A 21,011-nucleotide genomic window follows, 5' to 3' on the forward strand; every position below is an offset into this window, starting at 1 on the left:
TTCTCTCGGTCGTGCGTCAAGCTCGGGGGGCGCAAACTTTGACTTTCACCTTCGGGTGGCGAAAGTAACGATCGCATAAACCATATCTTGATCAGTCTGGGAATGCCATGAATCGTTCAATGTTTCTGGTCGAGGATGGCGCGCAGTCGCGAGTGCACTTCCACCCCGCCCGCGAGCAGCATCGGACGTGGGGAGTCGATGTCGATGCGCGACACCACACCACCCGCTTCTTCGACGAGGAGGGCACCGGCGGCGAAGTCCCACGGACGAAGCCCCCGCTCGAAGTATCCGTCCAGTCGCCCCGCCGCGACGAAGGCGAGGTCGAGTGCTGCGGCTCCCATGCGTCTCAGATCCCGGGCCATCGGCATCACCCGCCCCACGGTGGCGATGTCACCCTCGTGCGTGGTCGGGTCGTAGCCGAACCCCGTGGCGAGCAGCGCTCCGGCCGGGGTCTCTCCGGTCACCTCGAGACGGTCGCCGTTCGACCATGCGCCCTGGCCGCGGGCGGCCGTGAACATCTCGCCGAGCGCGGGGGCGTTGACCGCACCGGCGAGTGCTTCCCAGGTCTCCGGATCGGGATCGCCGCGGACGGCGGCGATGCTCACGTTGTACGCCGGGATGCCGTATGCATAGTTGACGGTGCCGTCGATCGGATCGACGACCCACGTGATCCCGCTGCTGCCGGCCTCGGCACCGGTCTCCTCCCCCAGGAAACCGTCGTCGGCCCTCGCGGCCCGAAGGCGTTCGCGGATGAGCGCCTCGACCTCTCGATCGGCTTCGGTGACGATATCGGCCAGCGACGACTTGGTGGCCGCCAGACGCACCCCCTCCTGTCGACGCGTGCGCGCGAGCCGTCCGGCTTCTTCCGCGATCTCGCTCGCGAGCTCGAGGAGCTCGAGTTCGAGTGTCACTGGGCAGGCCGCTGCGGGGCGGGGGGAGGCGGCGGGAAGGCCGGCAAGGTCTCCTGCGGAGGAGCCGTCGGCTGCGCGGCCGGCGCCGGTGGCACCAGATGCTCTCCCGGAGCCACCTGCGGCGAGGCGACCGGTTGCGTGAACTGCGGAGCAGCGGGCTGTGGCGATGTGGGCTGTGGCGATGTGGGCTGTGGCGATGTGGGCTGGGGCGCGACCGGAAAACTCGAGACCGGTGCTGCGGCGAGCGCCTGCTGCGGCGGCACGACGGTCGGGTGCCCCGTGTAGTAGGCGTTCCAGTCGGGCGATGCGTCGGGAAGCGCCGGGAGCGGGGTGATGCCGTCTGCGTAGGTGGGCCAGGACGGCGGCGATGCCACAGCGCGATCGGCGGGCGTCTTCTTCTTGGGAGCGAAGAGCGCGTTCAGCAGTGGGATCAGCGTCGTGCCGACGGCCACCAGGATCGTCAGCGCGACCACGATGCGCCAGTAGAGCTCGCCGTAGTGGAACGTGTTCGGGAAGGCCAGGAAGAACACGAGCATGCCGACGAGGCCAGCGAGGAACGTGATCGTGACGATGTAGATGACCCGCGTGAATGTTGTGACGTATCGCTGCGCCGCGGGAGTGAACAGGCGCACGTGCAGCAGGGCGAGCTGAAGGATGCCGATCACGAGGAGCAGCTGGAAGAAGCGCTCGGCACCGAAGTAGAAGCCGTCTTCCGGCAGCCAGATCTTCACGGCTCCGACGAGGAGCGCGACGATCCAGCTCACCATGCTCGCCAACTGGAGCCAGTCGGGACGGTTCGGCGCGAGACCGGCTTCGAGGATCGCGATGCCGGCGAACGCTGCGAGCAGCAGGATCGTGAGGAACGCCCGGCCGATCAGACCATCTTGATCACCGATGAGCACCCAGATGACGCACACGAGAGCCGCGGCGATCAGGGCCCCGATGGCGATCCACAGGGAACCCCTGATGAGCAGCGACATGTTCTTCTTCTCACCCTGCGTCTGATGCGTGGTGATGTCCGGCTGGGACATGGCGATCCTCTCGTCGTGCGGCGATGCCTTCATCCTGCCACGCGCGCCCGCAGATGCCACGGGCGTCGCCCTCGTCGCGAAAGACCTTTCTCGATCTCTGCCTCTGTGGAGGAGAGATCAGCCGGCCTTCTTCGCCGATGCTGCGGCGAAGGCTGCGACTCTGGCCTGCGCATCCGGCGTCTCCAGGGCTGCTCCGATCGAACGCGCCTCCTCACTCAGCTGCTCGACGAACGTGCGCTCCGGCTGCGATCGCACCAGCCGCTTCGCCTGGCCGTAGGCGTCTGCGGCGCCCGCCAACCAGAATCGCGCGATCTCCTCACCGCGAGCACGCACCAGTTCCGCCTCGGAGACGGCGTCCGCACCTTCGACGGCCTCGGCGACGAGACCCCACTCCACAGCCTCCGCCGACGACAGCAGTCGATCCTGCAGCACGAGCTGCAGGGCACGGCGCTGACCGACGGCACGGGCGAGCTGAGCGGAGACCGACAGATCCGGGGTCAGACCGATGTTCGCGTAGAGGCTGCCGAGCTTCGATCGCGAGCCGACCACGGCATAGTCGCTGCACAGCAGAATCCCCAGACCACCGCCGGCCGTGGTGCCGTGGGCAGCGGCGACGACAGGCACCGCCGATTCCGTCAACGAGCGGATGCCGGTGTTGATGACCTCGGCGAGAGCGGTGATCTCCGCGCCGGAAGCCCCCATCGTCGTCGCCATGTCGATCACATCGCCCCCGGCGCAGAAAGCGGGGCCGACGGCATCGATCAGGATCGCCTTCACATCGGATCTCGACGTCGCCTCGGCCGTCGCGTCCTTCCAGGCGTGTGCGAGGTCGGCGTTGAAGGCGTTGAGGCGAGCGGGGCGGTTCAGCGTCAGCCGTGCCAATCCCTCTTCGACGGCGAACAGGATGGCATCACTCATGGCTTCTCCTTCGAGCGCAGGACGTGTGGGACCAGCGTAACCGCGATCAGACCCGCTCCCAGACCTGCGAGACGAAGCTCTCCATTCGGCGACGCGTGCCGTCGAGGCGGAAGTCGACCTGCCCCGGAGTCCTGACCTCGTTCGGTGCGAGCGGGTGGGCGAGACGCACGTTCTCGTGGCAGGAGAGGTCGGCGCACATGTAGGTGCCGAACGAGTCGCCGCGCTTCCCCGCCTCCCCCGCCCGACGTGCGGAAAGGAGCGCGACCTGATTGCCGGGCTGCATCGTGTGACAGATGTTGCACATGCCCGAACGCGCACGTCCGGGATCCGTCGCGCGCAGCACGATGCCGACGATCTCCTCGTCGTGCGGGATCAGCACATAGCCACGGCGACTCGCGCCGGGATCCTGCCAGGCGAAGAAGTCGAGATAGTCCCAGTCGACGAGGAGGAAGTCGTGCGGCATCTCCATGAGGCGCAGTTCGTCGGCATCCGCATTGACGAACGAGGCCCGGACTTCGGCTTCGGTGAGCGGTCGCATCAGTCCAGTCTATGAACCGTTCGCACTCGCGGGGCCACGTCACATCCGCCGCATCGTGACCATCGAGAAGACCGTCTCGAACAGCTGAGCCGCGAACACCGATGCCCAGACGGACGCCGCGAGAAGAAAGACGACCTGGATGGCGATCATCACGATCAGCGGCGCCAACCCCCGTCCTCCCCGTCGACGGACCACGACATGACGACCGATCACGTAGACGAGAGAGGACAAGAAGGTCCACGCCCAGGGGAAAGGTCGGGAGAACCCTCGGCCGGCGAGCTCGCGGGCATCGAGGGCGGCGAACCAGACGGAGAGCCCGTAGATCGTCCAGCCCGACAGCGTCAGGACCAGGTACCACGGCGTGAGGAAGGCGTTGATCTCCGCGGCGATGAATCTCTCCACGTCGAGGGACGACGAGCCGTCCAGCGGGACGACGGCGAGCATGTCGAACATCCCCTGCTGCATCTGCACCAGGTATCCGATGGCGGCGATCGCGCTGAGCACCGGGAGGAGCACGATCAGCCACACCCATATGGTGTTTGCGCTCGTTCCCTCCGGGACCGACGGGAACTCCCCCGACGTCACGGGGGTCGGCGCCTCGCCATCCCATCGGGATCCGTCCCACCATCGCGTCGCTCCCTGGTCATCGGTGTACCACCCGGCGGGGGCGCTCATGGTCGCGCTCCGAGGTCGACGCGGGCGCGGATCGTCTGGAGCATGTGACCACCATATTCATGGTGGCGACATCCGGGAGGCGGGGATGAGAGAAGGCCCCCGCGGTGATCGCGTGGGCCCTCGGATTTCCGCAGTCTTCCGCGGAGGTGATGGTGGCGAGTGAGGGATTCGAACCCCCGAATGCAGAGCAGTCTGATTTACAGTCAGATCCCTTTGGCCGCTTGGGTAACTCGCCAGAGCGCACCCGTCCGACTTCGACAGCCAACCGGGGGCACGAGAGACAAGCATACCTGTCGGAGGCGGGTGCAAGAAATCGGACCGTCAGCTGCCGCTCACGCCGCGACCGGAGGCCTCCAGCGACTCGGGTGTCCGCAGGAGCCCGCCCTCTGCCCGACAGGTCGCGGCGGCAACATCCATGGCCCTCTGCAGCAGTGCCCGCCACTCCCCCAGCGCAGACGGCGACGCCTCGACCAGGCCTTCCGCGACGGCGGCGAGAGTCGCATCCCCTGCGCCGACCGTGTCGATCACCGCGCCGGGAAGCTGCGCGATGGGGGCGGAGACGATGCCGGCATCCGCGTCGATCGTGGCGCCGTCGGCACCCGCGGTCGCGAGGACGGCCGCAGCACCGAGGTCCCGCAGGCGCGCGCGCAGCGCGTCGAGGTCACCGTCGTAGAGGATCGCCGCATCATCCGCACCGACCTTGACGACGGCAGCCGAAACCACGAGCTGTTCGAATCCGCGGACGAACTCCTCCCGGTCGCTGAGCATCCCGGCGCGCGGGTTGGGATCGATCGCGACGCGTGCTTCTCCCAGGGCGTCGCTCAGTGCCTCGACCTCTGCGGGCACATCGAAGGGGAAGCAGCTGATCGCGACGAGCCCGGCGTCGGCGATCGCCTGACGAGCGTCGTCGGAGTATCGGATGCTGCGTCTCTGGGCGGCCTCGTTGAAGACGTACTGCGGTTCGCCGTCGGCCGCCCGCTGCACGATCGCGCGGGACGAGCCGAGGGGAGCCTCACTCCCGATCAGGCGCACGCCGTGGTCGGACAGGTACTCGCGGATGTGCGCGCCTGCCTCGTCCTCCCCGACCATGGCGATCAGCGTCGTCTCGACTCCCAGGCGCCGCAGTCCGACGGCGACGTTGAGTGCCGCACCGCCCACGAGTTCGCGGACGCCGGAATCGTCGCGGATCTCATCGATCAAGGCATCGCCGATCACGACAACGGAACCGGCGGAAGAAGTCTGATTGCTCACCTGCCGACACTATCGTGGCGCCGTGCACCGACGGGCTGCATCGCGCTCCTCTCCGGTCGCGCCGCCGACGAGCAGTACGGTGTGGACATGAAGCCCCGACTCGCCGGAGTTGCCGCCGCGTTCCTCCTCCTCGTCGTTCGCGATGTGCTCATCGACACGCGCTACACGAACCTCGCGCCGACCGGTTACACCTCGAGCATCGTGGAGCACATCTTCGGCTGACGTCCAACGCGCTCCGCGCGTGTCAGGATCCTCCGCCGACTGCACGGCTTCTCGACGAGTGCACGGCTCGGCGACACACGTCACCCGTGCGCTCGGCAGCTTCCCGTGCACTCGCGCCACGTCGCACACCGCCGGGCACGCAGAAGGCCCCAGGCGAGTCGCCTGGGGCCTTCTGCGTCATTCAGTACTCAGTACTGCGGCTCTCGCCTCGATCAGTTGTAAGTACCGGGGGTGATGTCGTCCGTCGAGAACGCGTCGAAGTCGACGTAGCCGAAGTCACCGTCGGCGTACGCACCGTCGGATGCGAAGATCCGGTTCGGGTAGCGCTCGCTCTTGGCTTCCTCGGTGGCCTCGACCGTGACGTCGCGGTACTTCGAGAGACCGGTTCCGGCGGGGATGAGCTTACCGATGATGACGTTCTCCTTGAGACCGACCAGCGGGTCGCGCTTGCCCTGCATCGCAGCCTCGGTGAGCACGCGGGTCGTCTCCTGGAAGGAGGCGGCCGACAGCCACGATTCGGTCGCGAGCGACGCCTTCGTGATACCCATCAGCTCCGGACGGCCGGACGCGGGACGCTTGCCCTCTGCCACAGCCTCGCGGTTGATCGACTGGTAGCGCTTGAGGTCGACCATCTCACCCGGTAGCAGGGTCGTGTCGGCGTGATCGACGACGGTGACCTTGCGGAGCATCTGACGGACGATGACCTCGATGTGCTTGTCGTGGATCGGCACACCCTGCGAGCGGTACACGCCCTGGACGCCACCGACGAGGTAACGCTGCACCTCGCGAGCACCCATGACGCGCATGATCTCCTTGGGGTCGAGCGTGCCCACCAGGATCGGCTGACCGACCGTGACGTGCTGCCCGTCCTCGACGAGAAGCGTCGCACGCTTCAGCACCGGGTAGATGACCGGCTCGTCACCGCTGTCGGGCGTGAGGATGACCTTCTTGCCCTTGTCGGTCTCGTCGATCGCGATGCGGCCATCGGCCTCGGCGATCGGCGACGCGCCCTTGGGGGTACGAGCCTCGAAGAGCTCCTGCACACGGGGAAGACCCTGCGTGATGTCATCCGCCGATGCCGAACCACCCGTGTGGAAGGTACGCATCGTCAGCTGGGTACCGGGCTCACCGATCGACTGGGCCGCGATGATGCCGACGGCCTCGCCGATGTCGACGGTCTTGCCGGTCGCGAGCGAACGGCCGTAGCACTGCGCGCAGACACCGACGGCGGAGTCGCAGGTCAGGACCGAGCGCACCTTGATGCTCTCGACACCGAGCCCGACGAGCTTGTCGATCAGCACGTCACCCACGTCGTCACCGGCCGAGGCGAGAACCTCGCCCGACTCGCTCACGACATCGGAGGCCAGCGTACGAGCGAACACCGAGTTCTCGACGTTCGCGTCGCGCACGAGCTCACCCTGCGAGTTCGGTGCGGCGATCGGGAGCTCGAGGCCCTTCGACGTGCCGCAGTCCTCTTCGCGGATGATGACGTCCTGCGAGACGTCGACCAGACGACGGGTCAGGTAACCCGAGTCGGCGGTACGCAGAGCGGTGTCGGCCAGACCCTTACGGGTACCGTGCGTCGCGATGAAGTACTCCGCAACCGACAGACCCTCGCGGTACGAGGAGATGATCGGACGCGGGATGATCTCACCCTTGGGGTTGTTCACCAGACCACGCATACCGGCGATGTTCCGGATCTGCAGCCAGTTACCACGAGCACCCGACGACACCATGCGGTTGATGGTGTTGTCCTCGGGGAAGTTCGCCTTCATGGCGGCCTGGACCTCGTCGGTGGCCTCGGTCCAGATCTTGATGAGCTCCTGGCGACGCTCGGAGTCGGTCGTCAGACCCTTCTCGTACTGCGACTGGACCTTCGCGGCCTGCTTCTCGTAGCCGGCGACGATCTCCGCCTTGTTCGGCGGGGTGAGGATGTCGCTGAGGGCGACGGTCACACCGGAGCGCGTTGCCCAGTAGAAACCGGCGTCCTTGATGCGGTCCAGCGAGGCAGCCGTCTCGACTTTGGGGTACTCCTCGGCCAGCTTGTTGACGATCTGCGACAGCTTGTTCTTGTCGGCCTGCTCGCGGACGAACGGGTAGCCCTTGGGCAGCGTGTCGTTGAAGATCGCCTGACCCAGCGAGGCGTCGACGAGACCGTGACGCTCGTAGCCCTCGGGAGCTTCGCCCTCGAGGAAGGTCAGACCGGGGATGCGGATGCGGATCTTCGCCTGCAGGTCGAGGGAACCCTCGTCCTTGGCCAGGATCGCCTCGCCCACGGAACCGAACGCACGGCCCTCACCGGCTGCGCCCTCCTTGACCGTGGTCAGGTGGTGCAGACCGATGATCATGTCCTGCGAAGGCAGGGTGACCGGACGGCCGTCAGACGGCTTCAGGATGTTGTTCGACGCGAGCATCAGCACGCGGGCCTCGGCCTGAGCCTCGACCGACAGCGGCAGGTGGACAGCCATCTGGTCGCCGTCGAAGTCGGCGTTGAACGCCGCGCAGACGAGCGGGTGCAGCTGGATGGCCTTGCCCTCGACGAGCTGAGGCTCGAACGCCTGGATGCCCAGACGGTGCAGGGTGGGTGCACGGTTGAGCAGCACCGGACGCTCGCGGATGATCTCCTCGAGCACGTCCCAGACCTCGGGACGGGTGCGCTCGACGGCGCGCTTGGCCGCCTTGATGTTCTGCGAGTGACCGAGGTCGATCAGGCGCTTGATCACGAACGGCTTGAAGAGCTCCAGAGCCATCTGCTTGGGCAGACCGCACTGGTGCAGCTTCAGCTGCGGGCCGACGATGATGACCGAACGGCCCGAGTAGTCGACACGCTTTCCGAGCAGGTTCTGGCGGAAACGACCCTGCTTACCCTTCAGCATGTCGCTGAGGGACTTCAGGGCACGGTTGCCGGTACCGGTGACGGGACGACCACGGCGACCGTTGTCGAACAGTGCGTCGACGGCCTCCTGCAGCATGCGCTTCTCGTTGTTGACGATGATCTCGGGGGCACCGAGGTCGATCAGACGACGAAGACGGTTGTTGCGGTTGATCACACGGCGGTACAGGTCGTTCAGGTCGGAGGTCGCGAAGCGGCCACCGTCGAGCTGGACCATCGGGCGCAGCTCCGGCGGGATCACCGGGACGACGTCGAGGACCATCGCGGCCGGGCTCATGCCGGTCTCGAGGAACGAGCTGACGACCTTGAGGCGCTTGATCGCACGGATCTTGCGCTGGCCCTTGCCCTCGGAGATCTGCAGACGCAGGTTCTCCGCCTCGGCGACGAGGTCGAACGCCGCGAGGCGACGCTGGATCGACTCGGCGCCCATGTAGGCCTCGAAGTACTGGCCGAAGCGGTCCTGCAGCTCGTGGAAGACGTCGTCCTCCGGGCGCAGAGCACCGACCTCGAGGGTGCGGAAGTCCTCCCACACGCGCTCCAGCTTCAGGATCGCCTCGTCGGCACCCTTGCGGATGAGCGACATCTCCTTCTCGGCGGCGTCCTTGACCTTCTTCTTGGCGTCGGCCTTGGCACCCTCTGCCTCGAGGGCAGCGAGCTCCTCCTCCAGCTTGGCCAGGCGCTCCGCGATCTTGGCATCGCGGCGGTCGCCGAGCGTCTTCAGCTCGAGGCGGATGTTGTTCTCCTGCGTGCCCAGGTCGCGGTGACGAGCTTCCTCGTCGACCGAGATGACCATGTAGGCGGCGAAGTAGATGACCTTCTCGAGGTCCTTCGGCGCCATGTCGAGCAGGTAGCCCAGACGCGAGGGCACGCCCTTGAAGTACCAGATGTGGGTGACGGGAGCGGCGAGCTCGATGTGACCCATGCGCTCACGACGGACGGAGCTCTTGGTGACCTCCACGCCGCAGCGCTCGCAGACGATGCCCTTGAAGCGGACGCGCTTGTACTTGCCGCAGGCGCACTCCCAGTCGCGGGACGGGCCGAAGATCTGCTCTCCGAAGAGACCATCCTTCTCCGGCTTCAGGGTGCGGTAGTTGATGGTTTCGGGCTTCTTGACCTCGCCGTAGGACCACGCGCGGATGTGGTCTGCGGTCGCCAGGCCGATGCGAAGCTCATCGAAAGTTGTGGACTCGAGCACTAGTTCTCCTGTGTCGGAAATTCTTTTTGAGAAGTCTGCTTCGGTGGGCCCGGAACGCGTGTCCCGGGCCCCCGAAGGATTAGATCTCGTCGATCGAGGCGGCCTCGAAGCGGCTGGAGATGTTGATACCGAGCTCTTCTGCGGCGCGGAACGCCTCATCGTCGGTGTCGCGGAGGTTCACCAGCGTGCCGTCGGCCGAGAGGACCTCGACGTTCAGGCAGAGCGACTGCATCTCCTTCATGAGCACCTTGAAGGACTCGGGGATGCCGGGCTCCTGGATGTTCTCGCCCTTGACGATCGCCTCGTACACCTTGACGCGGCCGAGGATGTCGTCGGACTTGATCGTGAGGAGCTCCTGGAGCGCGTATGCGGCGCCGTAGGCCTCGAGGGCCCACACCTCCATCTCACCGAAGCGCTGTCCACCGAACTGCGCCTTACCACCGAGCGGCTGCTGGGTGATCATCGAGTACGGACCCGTGGAACGTGCGTGGATCTTGTCGTCGACCAGGTGGTGCAGCTTCAGGATGTACATGTAGCCGACCGAGATCGGGGCCGGGAACGGCTCGCCGGAGCGGCCGTCGAACATCTGGGCCTTTCCGCTGGAGTCGATCAGGCGGACGCCGTCGCGCGTCGGGATGGTCGCGTCGAGGAGACCGGCGATCTCCTCCTCGCTCGCACCGTCGAACACCGGGGTGGCGACCTTCGTGCCGGGAGCGGCCTCGAATGCCTGCTCCGGCAGACGGGCTGCCCACTCCGGAGTGCCTTCGACCTTCCAGCCCTGCTTCGCGATCCACCCGAGGTGGGTCTCGAGGACCTGGCCGAAGTTCATTCGACCGGGGATGCCGAGCGGGTTCAGGACGATGTCGACCGGGGTGCCGTCCGCCATGAACGGCATGTCCTCGATCGGGAGGATCTTCGCGATGACACCCTTGTTGCCGTGACGGCCGGCGAGCTTGTCACCCTCGGTGATCTTGCGCTTCTGGGCGATGTAGACCACGACGCGGCGGTTGACCCCCGAGCCGAGCTCGTCGTCGCCGTCCTCGGCGTTGAACTCCTTGACCGCGATGATCGTGCCCTGCTCGCCGTGAGGCACCTTCAGGGACGTGTCGCGGACCTCGCGGCTCTTCTCGTTGAAGATCGCGCGGAGCAGACGCTCCTCGGCCGACAGCTCGGTCTCACCCTTCGGCGTGACCTTTCCGACGAGGATGTCGCCGGGGCGGACCTCGGCACCGATGCGGATGATGCCGCGCTCGTCGAGGTCCTTCAGCAGCTCCGGGCTGACGTTGGGGAGGTCACGGGTGATCTCCTCCTTGCCGAGCTTGGTGTCGCGGGCGTCGACCTCGTACTCCTCGATGTGGATCGAGGAGAGGGTGTCGTCCTTCACCAGGTCCTGGCTCAGGATGATCGCGTCCTCGAAGTTGTAGCCTTCCCACGTCATGAAGGCGACGAGGAGGTTCTTTCCGAGGGCCAGCTCGCCGTTCTCGGTGGCGGGGCCATCGGCGATGACCTCTCCGACCTCGACGCGCTCACCGGCGTTGACGACGACCTTCTGGTTGTACGACGTGCCCTGGTTGGAGCGGTCGAACTTGCGGAGGTGGTACTCCTGCGTCCCGCCCTCGTCGAGCATGACGACGACGCGGTCTGCGGAGACCTCGGAGACGACACCGGCCTTGTCGGCGGTGAGCACGTCACCGGCGTCGATGGCCGTGTAGCCCTCCATACCGGTTCCGACGAGCGGCGAGTCGCTGCGCAGCAGCGGCACAGCCTGACGCTGCATGTTGGCACCCATGAGGGCGCGCTGTGCGTCGTCGTGCTCGAGGAACGGCACGAGCGAGGTCGCGACCGACACCATCTGGCGCGGGGAGACGTCGATGTAGCCGATGTCCTCCGGGAGGAACATGTCGACCTCGCCGCTGCCGCCCTTGGGGCGCGCCAGCACGTGGCTCTCGATGAAGCGACCCTTGGCATCGAGCGGCGCGTTGGCCTGCGCGATGTTGAAGTCGACCTCTTCGGAAGCCGTGAGGTAGTCGATGTGCTCGGTGACGACGCCACCCTCGACCTTGCGGTACGGGGTCTCGATGAAACCGAACGAGTTGATGCGCGCGAAGGTCGCGAGAGCACCGATCAGACCGATGTTCGGGCCTTCAGGCGTCTCGATCGGGCACATGCGGCCGTAGTGCGAGGGGTGGACGTCACGGACCTCGACGCCGGCGCGGTCACGGGAGAGACCACCCGGGCCCAGCGCGGAGAGACGACGCTTGTTCGTCAGACCGGCGAGCGGGTTGTTCTGGTCCATGAACTGCGACAGCTGCGACGTTCCGAAGAACTCCTTGATCGCGGCGACGACGGGGCGCACGTTGATCAGGGTCTGCGGGGTGATCGCCTCGATGTCCTGCGTGGTCATGCGCTCGCGGACGACGCGCTCCATGCGGGACAGACCGGTGCGGACCTGGTTCTGGATCAGCTCGCCGACCGCGCGGATGCGACGGTTGCCGAAGTTGTCGATGTCGTCGGTCGCGAGACGGATCTCGGCCTTCTTGCCGCCGCGGATGCCCGTGAAGGTCTCCTCGGTGCCGGCGTGCAGGCGCACCAGGTACTTGATCGTGGCCACGATGTCCTCGACGGTCAGCACCGAGGAGGTCAGCGGCTGGTCCAGGCCCAGCTTGTGGTTGATCTTGTAGCGACCGACCTTGGCCAGGTCGTAGCGCTTCGGGTTGAAGTAGAAGTTGTCCAGGAGCGCGCGGGCGGCCTCGGCGGCGACCTGCTCGCCCGGACGGAGCTTGCGGTAGATGTCGCGGAGCGCATCTTCCTTGGTGACGATCGTGTCCTTCGCGAGCGTCTCCTCGATCGAGGTGTAGCCGGCGAACTCGGCGAGGATCTCCTCGCTGGTCATGCCCAGTGCCTTGAGGAAGACGGTGACCGACTGCTTGCGCTTGCGGTCGACGCGCACGCCCACCTGGTCGCGCTTGTCGATCTCGAACTCGAGCCATGCACCACGGCTCGGGATGACGCGCGCCGACACGATGTCCTTGTCGGACGTCTTGTCGGGGGTCTTGTCGAAGTAGACACCCGGCGAACGCACGAGCTGCGACACGACGACGCGCTCGGAGCCGTTGATGATGAACGTGCCCTTGTCGGTCTGCAGCGGGAAGTCGCCCATGAAGACCGTCTGGGTCTTGATCTCACCCGTGAGGTGGTTCATGAACTCGGCCTCGACGTACAGCGGAGCGGCGTAGGTCTTGCCACGCTCCTTGCACTCCTCGATCGAGTACTTCTCCGGCTCGAGGTAGGGGTTCGTGAACGACAGCTGCATCGTCTCGCCGAGGTCCTCGATCGGAGAGATCTCCTCGAAGATCTCGCCCAGACCGCTGTTCTCGTTGACGTCGGTGCGACCCTGCTTCTTGGCCTCGGCCACGCGCGCCTTCCAGGCGTCGTTGCCGACCAGCCAACCGAAGGACTCGGTCTGCAGGGCGAGAAGGTCAGGGACCGTCAGCGTGTCGGAGATCTTGGCGAACGAAAGACGGGAAGCTCCGCGTCCGTTCTTGGTGGTGGTGGATGTGGATGCGTTGCGAGCAGCAGCCAAGGGAATAACCTCCGTGAGCCCCGCAGGGCTTCTCGATTCCTTTGTCGTCGGGTGGAGTGTGCGCCCGGGAACTCGACAGATGCCGACCACCATATGAGGGCAGGGAGAAACGAGCGCAACTACTAACTATACGCACGATTATGCGACATGGCAAGCGCAGTCCTTGACCAATCTCGGAAGCTGCGGTATGAGTCTCCGATCGCCGGACCGGAACACATGCGGCCGGCGATCGGAGGAGGTGATCTCAGGACGCGATGCCCAGCTCGTTGCCGGGGATCGACGCCAGCAGACGCCGCGTGTACGGGTCACGGGGATTCGTGAAGATCTCCTCCGACGTCGCCGCCTCCACGAGCCTGCCGTCCTTCATGACGCACACGTAGTCGCTGATCAGCCGCACCACCGCGAGGTCGTGCGAGATGAACAGGTAGCTCAGGCCGTACTCCCGCTGCAGGTCGCCGAGCAGCTTCAGGATCTGGTCCTGCACCAGCACATCGAGCGCCGACACCGGCTCATCGCAGACGATCAGATCGGGCGAGAGGGCCAGGGCACGGGCGATCGCGACACGCTGTCGCTGGCCGCCGGACAGCTCGGACGGATACCGCCGCAGCATCGACTGCGGCAGGGCCACGTCGTCGAGCAGCTGCCGCACGCGCTTGCGCCGATCGGCGCCGCTCCCCCGCTTGTAGAACTCCAGCGGCTCGGCGATCAGGCGCTCGATCGTGAACATCGGGTTCAGGCTCGAGTACGGATCCTGGAAGATCGGCTGCACCTGCTGCCGGAACTCCTTCGTCTCGGCCCGGCTCAGCGACGCGATGTCCTTGCCCTCGTAGCGGATCAGCCCGCTCGTCGGCTCGATCACCTTCAGCAGCATCCGCGCGGTCGTGGTCTTGCCGGAACCCGACTCGCCCACGATCGCGACCGTCTCCCCGCGCGGGATCACCAGCGACACGTCGTCGACGGCCACGAAATCCTCGCCGCGGCCCCGCACCGGGTACACCTTGGTGAGGTTCTCGATCTCGACGATGTTGTCCGCGGGGGCCGCCTCGACGACGGCATCGGCAGCAGCGACGGCATCGGCCGCCCGTTCCCGGGTCCGGAAGGCCTCGGGTCGCAGGCGTGCCGCCGCGACGGACGGGGCCGCCTTCACGAGCGACTGCGTGTACGGATGCTGCGGGTCCTCCAGGATCTGGCGCGCATCGCCCTGCTCCACCACCTTGCCGCGGTGCATCACGATCACCCGCTCCGCACGCTCGGCGGCGAGGCCCAGGTCGTGCGTGATGAGCAGCACCGCCGTGCCCAGCTCGCGCGTCATCTGCCCGATCTGATCGAGGATCGTCTGCTGCACCGTGACGTCGAGCGCGCTGGTGGGCTCGTCGGCGATCAGCAGTCGCGGCTTGCACGCCAGACCGATCGCGATGAGCGCACGCTGGCGCATGCCGCCGGAGAACTCGTGCGGGTACTGCTTCGCGCGCCGCGCCGGATCGGGAAGGCCCGCGGCGGTCAGCGCCTCGACCACCTTCGCCTGCACGTTCTGCCGCGTGGCGAGGCCGTGCGCGAGCAACGTCTCGGCCACCTGCGTGCCGATCTTCGCCACCGGGTTCAGGTTCGACATCGGGTCCTGCGGCACGAGACCGATGTCACGACCGCGGATCGTGCGCAGTTCGTGCTCGGGTGACCGCGAGATCTCCTTGCCGTCGAGCCGGATGCTGCCGGACGCGATCCGGCCTCCCCCGGCGAGCAGTCCGATGATGGCCATCGCGGTGGTGGACTTGCCCGAGCCGGACTCCCCCACGATCGCGACGGTCTCGCCGGGGCGGATCTCGAGGTCGACGCCTTCGACGGCGTGCACGACGCCGTCCATGGTGGCGAAGTCCACGGCCAGTCCCTGGACCGACAGCAACGGTTCGGTCGACATCTGCTTCTCCTTCGCGGCGCTCACGGCACCGTCGTCCCGCGCGTTCATCGCGCCCTCGTCCGGGGGTCCATCGCCTCGCGCAGCGCTTCACCCAGCAGGGTGAAGCCGAGCGCCGTGACGGCGATGCAGATACCGGGGAGGAAGGCGAGCCAGGGCGCGATGGCGAGCTCGGCCTGCGCGTAGGTGAGCATGCGCCCCCACTCCGCCGTCTCGGGCCGTCCGCCGCCGAGGCCGAGGAACGACAGCGCCGCCGCATCGATGACCGCGGTGGCGAGCGTCAGGGTGCCCTGAACGATCACGGGTCCGATCGCGTTCGGCAGCACGTGTGACATGGTGATCTTGCCGCGACCCAGACCGAGCGTCTGCGCCGAGAGCACGTAGTCGCTGGAGCGCTGCTGCAGCATGGAGGCGCGCAGCAGCCGAGCGAAGATCGGCACCTGGGAGGCCCCGATCGCGATCATGATGGCGAACGGGGTCTGCCCGAGGATCGCGGCGATCGACACCGCCAGCAGCAGGTTCGGCACCGAGAGGATGATGTCGACGATGCGCATGATGAGCGTGTCGACCCAGCCGCCGAACGTGCCGGCGAGCAGGCCGAGGATCATGCCGCCGACCAGGCCCATCGCCGTGGAGATGACCCCGATCATGAGAGACGCCTGCGCGCCCCAGATGAGCTTGGACAGCACGTCGCCGCCGAAGCGGTCGAGGCCCAGCGGGAACTGCGGCAGCTCCCCCGGTCCCGGGATGTAGGTGGGCGTGATGTACTTCGCACCCGGCAGCGCCGTCTCCGGGTAGGGAGCGATCAGGGGCGCGAGCGCGGCGATGAGCAGGAACGCCACGACGATGGCCGCGCCGATCCATGCCGTCGGGTTTCGGCGGAGGCGGCGGAACACGTCCCGCCAAAAGCCGCCGGAGCCGTTCTTCAGATCGGCCTGGGCGATGGCGACGGTGTCGATGCTGCCGCCGCTCTCCGCTGAGGGGCCCTGGGCGGGCGGGAGCGCGATGGTCATGCGACCGCCTCCTTTCGGACGATGGGGAGGGACATCACTGCACCCTCACTCTCGGGTCGATGAAGCTGTAGGAGACATCGACCGCCAGGTTGATCAGCGCGTACGCGATCGCGATGAAGATGATGAAACCCTGGAGGACCGGGAAGTCCCTGGTGAAGATCGCTCTCGCCAGGAACGAGCCGATTCCGGGGAAGGCGAACACCGTCTCGGTGAGCACCGCCCCCGAGATCAGGAGCCCGGTCTGCAGGCCGATCGTGGTGATCACCGGGAGCATGGCGTTGCGCAGGATGAAGCGGTTCCGCAACGTCGGCGATCCGACACCCTTCGCGCGGCCGGTGCGCACGTAGTCGGCGTTCTGCACTTCCAGGACGCTGGCCCTGGTGATGCGGACGATGATCGCGAGCGGGATGGTGCCGAGCGCGAGCGCCGGGAGGATCAGGTGCAGGATCGCATCCCATGCGGCATCGAACTCGCCGGTGATGATGCCGTCCCACACATAGAACCCGGTGGGATGGGTCGCGTCTATTCGTGGATTCTGGCGCCCGTCCGACGGCAGCCATCCCAATTGCACCGCGAAGACGTACTTCAGGATGAACGCGAGGAAGAACACCGGGATGGTGATGCCGATCAGGCTCAGCACCACCGACGCGTGGTCGGTGAACTTCCCGTGGCGGCGGGCGGCCCAGTACCCCAGCGGGATGCCGATGCCCACCGCGAAGATGAGCGCCATGACGCTCAGCTCCAGCGTCGCGGGGAACCGGCGGAGGAACTCCTCCGTCACCGGTCGGTTGGTCTGGATGGAGGTGCCGAAGTCTCCCTGCAGGAGGCGTCCGATCCAGATGAAGTACTGCTCGATGAGGGGCTTGTCGAAGCCGTAGAGCTCGTTGACTCTCGCGACGGCCTCGGGTGTGGCCTTCTCGCCGAGCAGGGCGACCGCGGGGCCGCCGGGGAGGGCCCTGACCCAGGCGAACAGCAGGATGCTGAGCCCGAACAGGGTGGGGATGAGGAACAGCAGTCGCCTGCCGATGGTGCGCAGCACGAAGATCTCCGTCGATCAGAAGGTACGCCGTTCCCCCGGTCCCGTCGAATGCGCGGGACCGGGAGAGCGTCGTATCAGGTGGTCAGGCCTACTTGGTGAGGACGATGTCCGTGAAGACCTCGTCGTTCACCGGGCTGGCGGGATAGCTCTTCACGCGCGGGTCGAACGCCAGGGTCGGCGCCGGGTGCGCGAGCGGGACGCCCGGGATGAACTGGGCGACCATCTCGTTGATCTCCTCGTAGAGCGCCGTCTGGTCCTCGAGGTTGGAGACGCCGCGCGCCTCGTTCAACTTCTGGAACAGCTCGGGGTTGTCGAAGCCCCACTCGGAGCTCTGCTGGCCGAAGAAGACGCCGACGAAGTTGTCGGTGTCGTTGTAGTCGCCGGTCCAGCCGAGCAGGTGGATGCCGTGGTCCGAGGTGCCGGTGGTGCGGTCGAGGTACTCGACCCACTCCTCCGAGACCGGGGTGGTCTCGACGCCGACCTCGGAGAGCTGCGACGACAGCACCGTGAAGATCTGCTCGGGGTCCGGCATGTAGGGACGCGAGACGTTGACCGGGTAGTTGAAGGTGAGCTTCAACGGGTTCGCCTCGGTGTAGCCCGCCTCGGCCAGCAGCGACTTGGCCTTCTCGGGGTCGTAGTCGTAGGTCGTGACATCGGGGTTGTATCCGTTGACGACCTCGGGCACGAACTCGATCGCCTTCTGCGTGCCCTCCGGCAGCACCTGGCTGATCAGCGCATCCTTGTCGACCGCGTACGAGAGGGCCTCACGGACCTTCGGGTCCTGCAGCTCCGGGACCGCCTGGTTGAAGGCGAGGTAGAGGATCGTGAACGGCGGACGCGACACCATGGTGAAGCCGTCGTCCTCGAGCGCCTTGGTATCGGCGGGGCCGACCAGGTCGTAGCCGTCGATCGATCCGGACTCGAGCGCCTGGCGGCGAGCGGTCGGGTCGTCGATCGTGCGGAAGATGATCTCGTCGACCTGTCCCTTGTCTCCCCAGTACCCGTCATAGGACTTGAGCGTGACCTGCTCGCCCGGTGCCCATTCCTCGAAGGCGTAGGGCCCGGTGCCGACGGGGTGACCCATCGCGTACTCGGAGAGCTGCGGGGCCTCGGCGGAGCCGCTAACCTCATCCGCGCCGAACTCCTGCATCGCCGAGGGGCTCTGCATGGCGAAGGCCGGCAGCGAGAGCGAGGCGACGAAGCCGGCGAACGGCTTGTTCAGCTCGATCGTGACCGAGTTCTCGCCGTCGGGGGTGCAGGACTTGTACACGGCGTCCGCCGCGTTCGAGGCGTACCCCTTGAAGAGCTTGTTGTAGTAGTAGCCGAAGGCCTCGGACGCGGCGAGCCCCGTCCAGTTGAACCAGCGGTCGAAGTTCACGCAGACGGCCTCGGCGTTGAACGGCGTGCCGTCCTGGAACGTGACGTCCTTCTTCAGCTCGAAGGTATGGGACATGCCGTCCTCGGACGACTCCCACGACTCGGCGAGGAGCGGTGCCGGGTCGGCGGTACCGGGCTCGGTGCCGACGAGACCTTCGAAGATCTGACGCGAGACGCGGAAGCTCTCGCCATCCTGCGCGAAGGCGGGGTCGAGACTCGCCGGGTCGGAGGAAGCGGCGAAGACGAACGTGCCGTCGACGTCGCCGGAACCTTCTGACCCTTCGTCACCACGCTCGCTGGCGACGCAGCCCGCGAGGGCGAGCGCAGCGATCGTGGCTCCGGTTACGGCGATGAGTCCTCGCCGACGCTTGACTGATTGGTGCATTGTGTGACCTTCCCTGTCGGGCGCTTCGTTGCGCGTCCCGAGGCTTCTTCGCCTCGGGGACGGTGATGACTCGACGGTACCCAGCAGATCCTCAGATGCCAAACGCATCCATGTTGCAATCCGATATCAGCGCAGCCCGCACCGATCCGGTAGTGTCCAGATCGTGCCAGACACCACCCCGCTCGCCGTCTGCTTCGGCGAGGGCATGGTCGCCCTCGTCGCCGCCACCGCCGGTCCGCTCGAGGACTGCCGGACCTTCCACCGCTCCCTCGCGGGCGCCGAGTGGAACACCGCGATCGCCCTGGCCTCGGCGGGCATTCGCACCTCGGTCCTCTCCCGTGTGGGCGACGACGGATTCGGACGCTTCCTCCTCGCCGAGTTGCACGCCCATGACGTCGACGCCTCCGCGGTCGAAGTCGACGGCGACGCGCCCACCGGCCTCTACGTGAAAGAACTCTCGGCCCGTGACGACGGAGCGGTCGACGGCACCATGCACTATTACCGTGCCGGCTCCGCCGCCGCAGCCCTCTCACCGCAGACGCTGACCACACCGGCGGCATCCGCCCTCCTCGCCGATGCCGCACTCGTGCATACCTCGGGCATCACGCCGGCGCTCTCTGCCTCGGCGCTCGCGGCCCAGGAGGCCCTGTTCGCGGATCGACGATCCGACCGGCTGCTCAGCTTCGACCTGAACTGGCGCCCGGCGCTCTGGCGCGGCCGCGAGGCGGAGGGCAGGAGGATCGTCTCCGACTTCGCACGCCGGGCCGACGTCGTGTTCTGCACCAGGCCCGACGCGGAAGCCGTGTTCGGGACGAGCGATCCGCAGCAGCTGCGAGCACTCTTCCCTGAGCCGCGGTATCTGCTCGTCACCGATTCGAGCGGGGCCGTGGCGTTCGACCGCACGGAGACCGCCGAGAGCGACGCGCTGGACGCACCCGTGGTGGAGACCATCGGGGCCGGAGATGCCTTCGCGGCCGGCTTCCTCGCCGGGATCCTCACCGGCCTGTCGCTGGCGGGGAGCGTCGCCCGAGGGCACCGCATCGCGACGCGTGCCCTGGTGAGCACGCGCGATCACGTGGACTGAGGCGCGTCGCCGCGGACGGAGAGATCCCCGCGGGGAGGAACAGCTACGCCCACAACTCCGCCTCACGCAGCGGCCTCCGCCCGACGAGGCGGATACCGATCATCAGGTGCGGCGTCGTGTGGGAACGGCGTCGTGGGTCCGCTGAAGCGAGACCGCAACCGGTTCGCCGCGGTGCTGCACGACACGCACGAACAGCACGTCGACGAGCGCGAGCTGAGCGATGCGGCTCGACATCGCGGCCATCCGGAACGGCGATTCGTGCGCGTGCGTGAGCAGCACGACATCGGCTGCGAGCGCCAGCGGCGAGTCCGGTGCGCTGGTGACCGCCACGGTGAGGGCTCCGGCATCGCGCGCGACTTCGAGGGCACGCAGCGTCTCCGCGGTCTCTCCGCCGTGGGAGAACGCGATCGCCACATCGTCGGCAGTCCGCAGCGAAGCCGTCGTGACCGCGAGATGCGGGTCCGCCGAGTGCGACACGGAGCATCCGATACGTGACAGCTTCAATTGCAGGTCCTGCGCCGTCAGCGACGACGCCGCCTGACCGAAGAGGTCGATGTGCCGCGCGTCGACCACGGCGCGGGCGACCCGATCGAGGGCGAGGGGGTCGAGCGCCAGGGCGGTCTTCTCGATGGCGTCGATCTCCTGCGCAGCGAGCTTGGCGGCGATCGCCGCTGGACCGTCGTCGGGATCGATCGCCGTGGTGTCCAGACCGAACCGGGCCTGCTGCGCCTGTTCCAGGGTGACCGCGCGGGCGACTGCGACCCTGAGCTCCCGGTACCCGCTGTATCCGAGCGCCTGGGCGTACCGGGCGACCGTCGACAGCGACGTGCGGCAGAGCTGGGCGAGATCGTTGATCGCCAGGTCGACGACGAGTGTCGGGTCTCCCAGGATCGTCTCCGCGACGCGCGCTTCGGCGGCGCTCACCTTGGGAAGTGAGCGCCGCACCCGAGCGAGAACGTCGTCGTCCATGGAGGGAATCCCGTC

General features: G+C 67.0%; 15 protein-coding genes and 1 tRNA gene. 2 read left to right on the forward strand and 14 right to left on the reverse strand.

Annotation, left to right across the window (positions count from 1 at the left end):
- Nucleotides 1-116 precede the first annotated feature (116 nt).
- From GLO27_RS00105 to GLO27_RS00135, 7 genes are all read right to left on the reverse strand, one after another.
- Nucleotides 117-911, reverse strand: coding sequence for an inositol monophosphatase family protein (locus tag GLO27_RS00105; RefSeq protein ID WP_029259810.1), 795 nt, complete (start codon nucleotides 909-911; stop codon nucleotides 117-119).
- Nucleotides 908-1,942 carry a hypothetical protein gene (locus GLO27_RS00110; protein ID WP_167253058.1) on the reverse strand — a complete coding sequence of 345 codons (1,035 nt, stop codon included), beginning with the start codon at nucleotides 1,940-1,942 and terminating at the stop codon, nucleotides 908-910. Before GLO27_RS00110 ends, GLO27_RS00105 begins: the two co-directional genes overlap by 4 nt.
- Nucleotides 1,943-2,059: 117 nt before the next feature.
- Complete coding sequence (locus tag GLO27_RS00115; protein ID WP_167253060.1) at nucleotides 2,060-2,860, reverse strand: enoyl-CoA hydratase/isomerase family protein; 801 nt, start codon at nucleotides 2,858-2,860, stop codon at nucleotides 2,060-2,062.
- A 46-nt stretch (nucleotides 2,861-2,906) separates the two neighbouring features.
- Nucleotides 2,907-3,398, reverse strand: coding sequence for an FBP domain-containing protein (locus GLO27_RS00120; protein ID WP_021199015.1), 492 nt, complete (start codon nucleotides 3,396-3,398; stop codon nucleotides 2,907-2,909).
- A gap of 39 nt (nucleotides 3,399-3,437) precedes the next feature.
- Nucleotides 3,438-4,073 (reverse strand): DUF2510 domain-containing protein, encoded by a 636-nt coding sequence (locus tag GLO27_RS00125; RefSeq protein ID WP_167253062.1) that lies wholly within the window; start codon nucleotides 4,071-4,073, stop codon nucleotides 3,438-3,440.
- Nucleotides 4,074-4,223: 150 nt separating this feature from the next.
- Nucleotides 4,224-4,308: transfer RNA gene (locus GLO27_RS00130), tRNA-Tyr, on the reverse strand.
- A gap of 86 nt (nucleotides 4,309-4,394) precedes the next feature.
- Nucleotides 4,395-5,324, reverse strand: a complete 930-nt coding sequence (locus GLO27_RS00135; protein WP_167253064.1) for a PfkB family carbohydrate kinase — start codon at nucleotides 5,322-5,324, stop codon at nucleotides 4,395-4,397.
- Between the two features lie 87 nt (nucleotides 5,325-5,411).
- Here GLO27_RS00135 and GLO27_RS19975 point away from each other — a divergent pair, with 87 nt between their 5' ends.
- Nucleotides 5,412-5,546 (forward strand): hypothetical protein, encoded by a 135-nt coding sequence (locus GLO27_RS19975; RefSeq protein WP_279587966.1) that lies wholly within the window; start codon nucleotides 5,412-5,414, stop codon nucleotides 5,544-5,546.
- Nucleotides 5,547-5,758: 212 nt separating this feature from the next.
- On the opposite strand, the gene rpoC is transcribed toward GLO27_RS19975, so the two are convergent.
- The 6 genes from rpoC to GLO27_RS00165 all read right to left on the reverse strand — a co-directional run bounded on the left by rpoC (nucleotide 5,759) and on the right by GLO27_RS00165 (nucleotide 18,943).
- The gene (gene rpoC, locus GLO27_RS00140; RefSeq protein ID WP_021199011.1) at nucleotides 5,759-9,634 is read right to left on the reverse strand and encodes a DNA-directed RNA polymerase subunit beta'; all 3,876 of its coding nucleotides are present in this window, start codon (nucleotides 9,632-9,634) and stop codon (nucleotides 5,759-5,761) included.
- A 79-nt stretch (nucleotides 9,635-9,713) separates the two neighbouring features.
- Nucleotides 9,714-13,217, reverse strand: coding sequence for a DNA-directed RNA polymerase subunit beta (locus GLO27_RS00145; RefSeq protein ID WP_021199010.1), 3,504 nt, complete (start codon nucleotides 13,215-13,217; stop codon nucleotides 9,714-9,716).
- Nucleotides 13,218-13,461: 244 nt separating this feature from the next.
- Complete coding sequence (locus tag GLO27_RS00150) at nucleotides 13,462-15,180, reverse strand: ABC transporter ATP-binding protein (RefSeq protein ID WP_021199009.1); 1,719 nt, start codon at nucleotides 15,178-15,180, stop codon at nucleotides 13,462-13,464.
- Nucleotides 15,177-16,142: an ABC transporter permease gene (locus GLO27_RS00155; RefSeq protein WP_021199008.1), complete on the reverse strand. Its 966-nt coding sequence runs from the start codon at nucleotides 16,140-16,142 to the stop codon at nucleotides 15,177-15,179. The genes GLO27_RS00150 and GLO27_RS00155 overlap by 4 nt, the downstream gene beginning before the upstream one ends.
- A 34-nt stretch (nucleotides 16,143-16,176) precedes the next feature.
- Entirely contained in the window at nucleotides 16,177-17,181 is a 1,005-nt protein-coding gene (locus tag GLO27_RS00160; protein ID WP_017828176.1) for an ABC transporter permease, read from the reverse strand.
- A gap of 88 nt (nucleotides 17,182-17,269) precedes the next feature.
- Nucleotides 17,270-18,943 carry an ABC transporter substrate-binding protein gene (locus GLO27_RS00165; protein ID WP_021199007.1) on the reverse strand — a complete coding sequence of 558 codons (1,674 nt, stop codon included), beginning with the start codon at nucleotides 18,941-18,943 and terminating at the stop codon, nucleotides 17,270-17,272.
- A 163-nt stretch (nucleotides 18,944-19,106) separates the two neighbouring features.
- Here GLO27_RS00165 and GLO27_RS00170 point away from each other — a divergent pair, with 163 nt between their 5' ends.
- Nucleotides 19,107-20,027: a sugar kinase gene (locus GLO27_RS00170; protein ID WP_021199006.1), complete on the forward strand. Its 921-nt coding sequence runs from the start codon at nucleotides 19,107-19,109 to the stop codon at nucleotides 20,025-20,027.
- A gap of 102 nt (nucleotides 20,028-20,129) precedes the next feature.
- Here GLO27_RS00170 and GLO27_RS00175 read toward each other — a convergent pair whose 3' ends face one another.
- Nucleotides 20,130-20,996 (reverse strand): MurR/RpiR family transcriptional regulator, encoded by an 867-nt coding sequence (locus tag GLO27_RS00175; RefSeq protein WP_021199005.1) that lies wholly within the window; start codon nucleotides 20,994-20,996, stop codon nucleotides 20,130-20,132.
- Nucleotides 20,997-21,011 lie beyond the last annotated feature (15 nt).

This window comes from Microbacterium sp. Be9 (genome assembly GCF_011754135.1).
GTDB classification, from domain to species: domain Bacteria; phylum Actinomycetota; class Actinomycetes; order Actinomycetales; family Microbacteriaceae; genus Microbacterium; species Microbacterium maritypicum_A.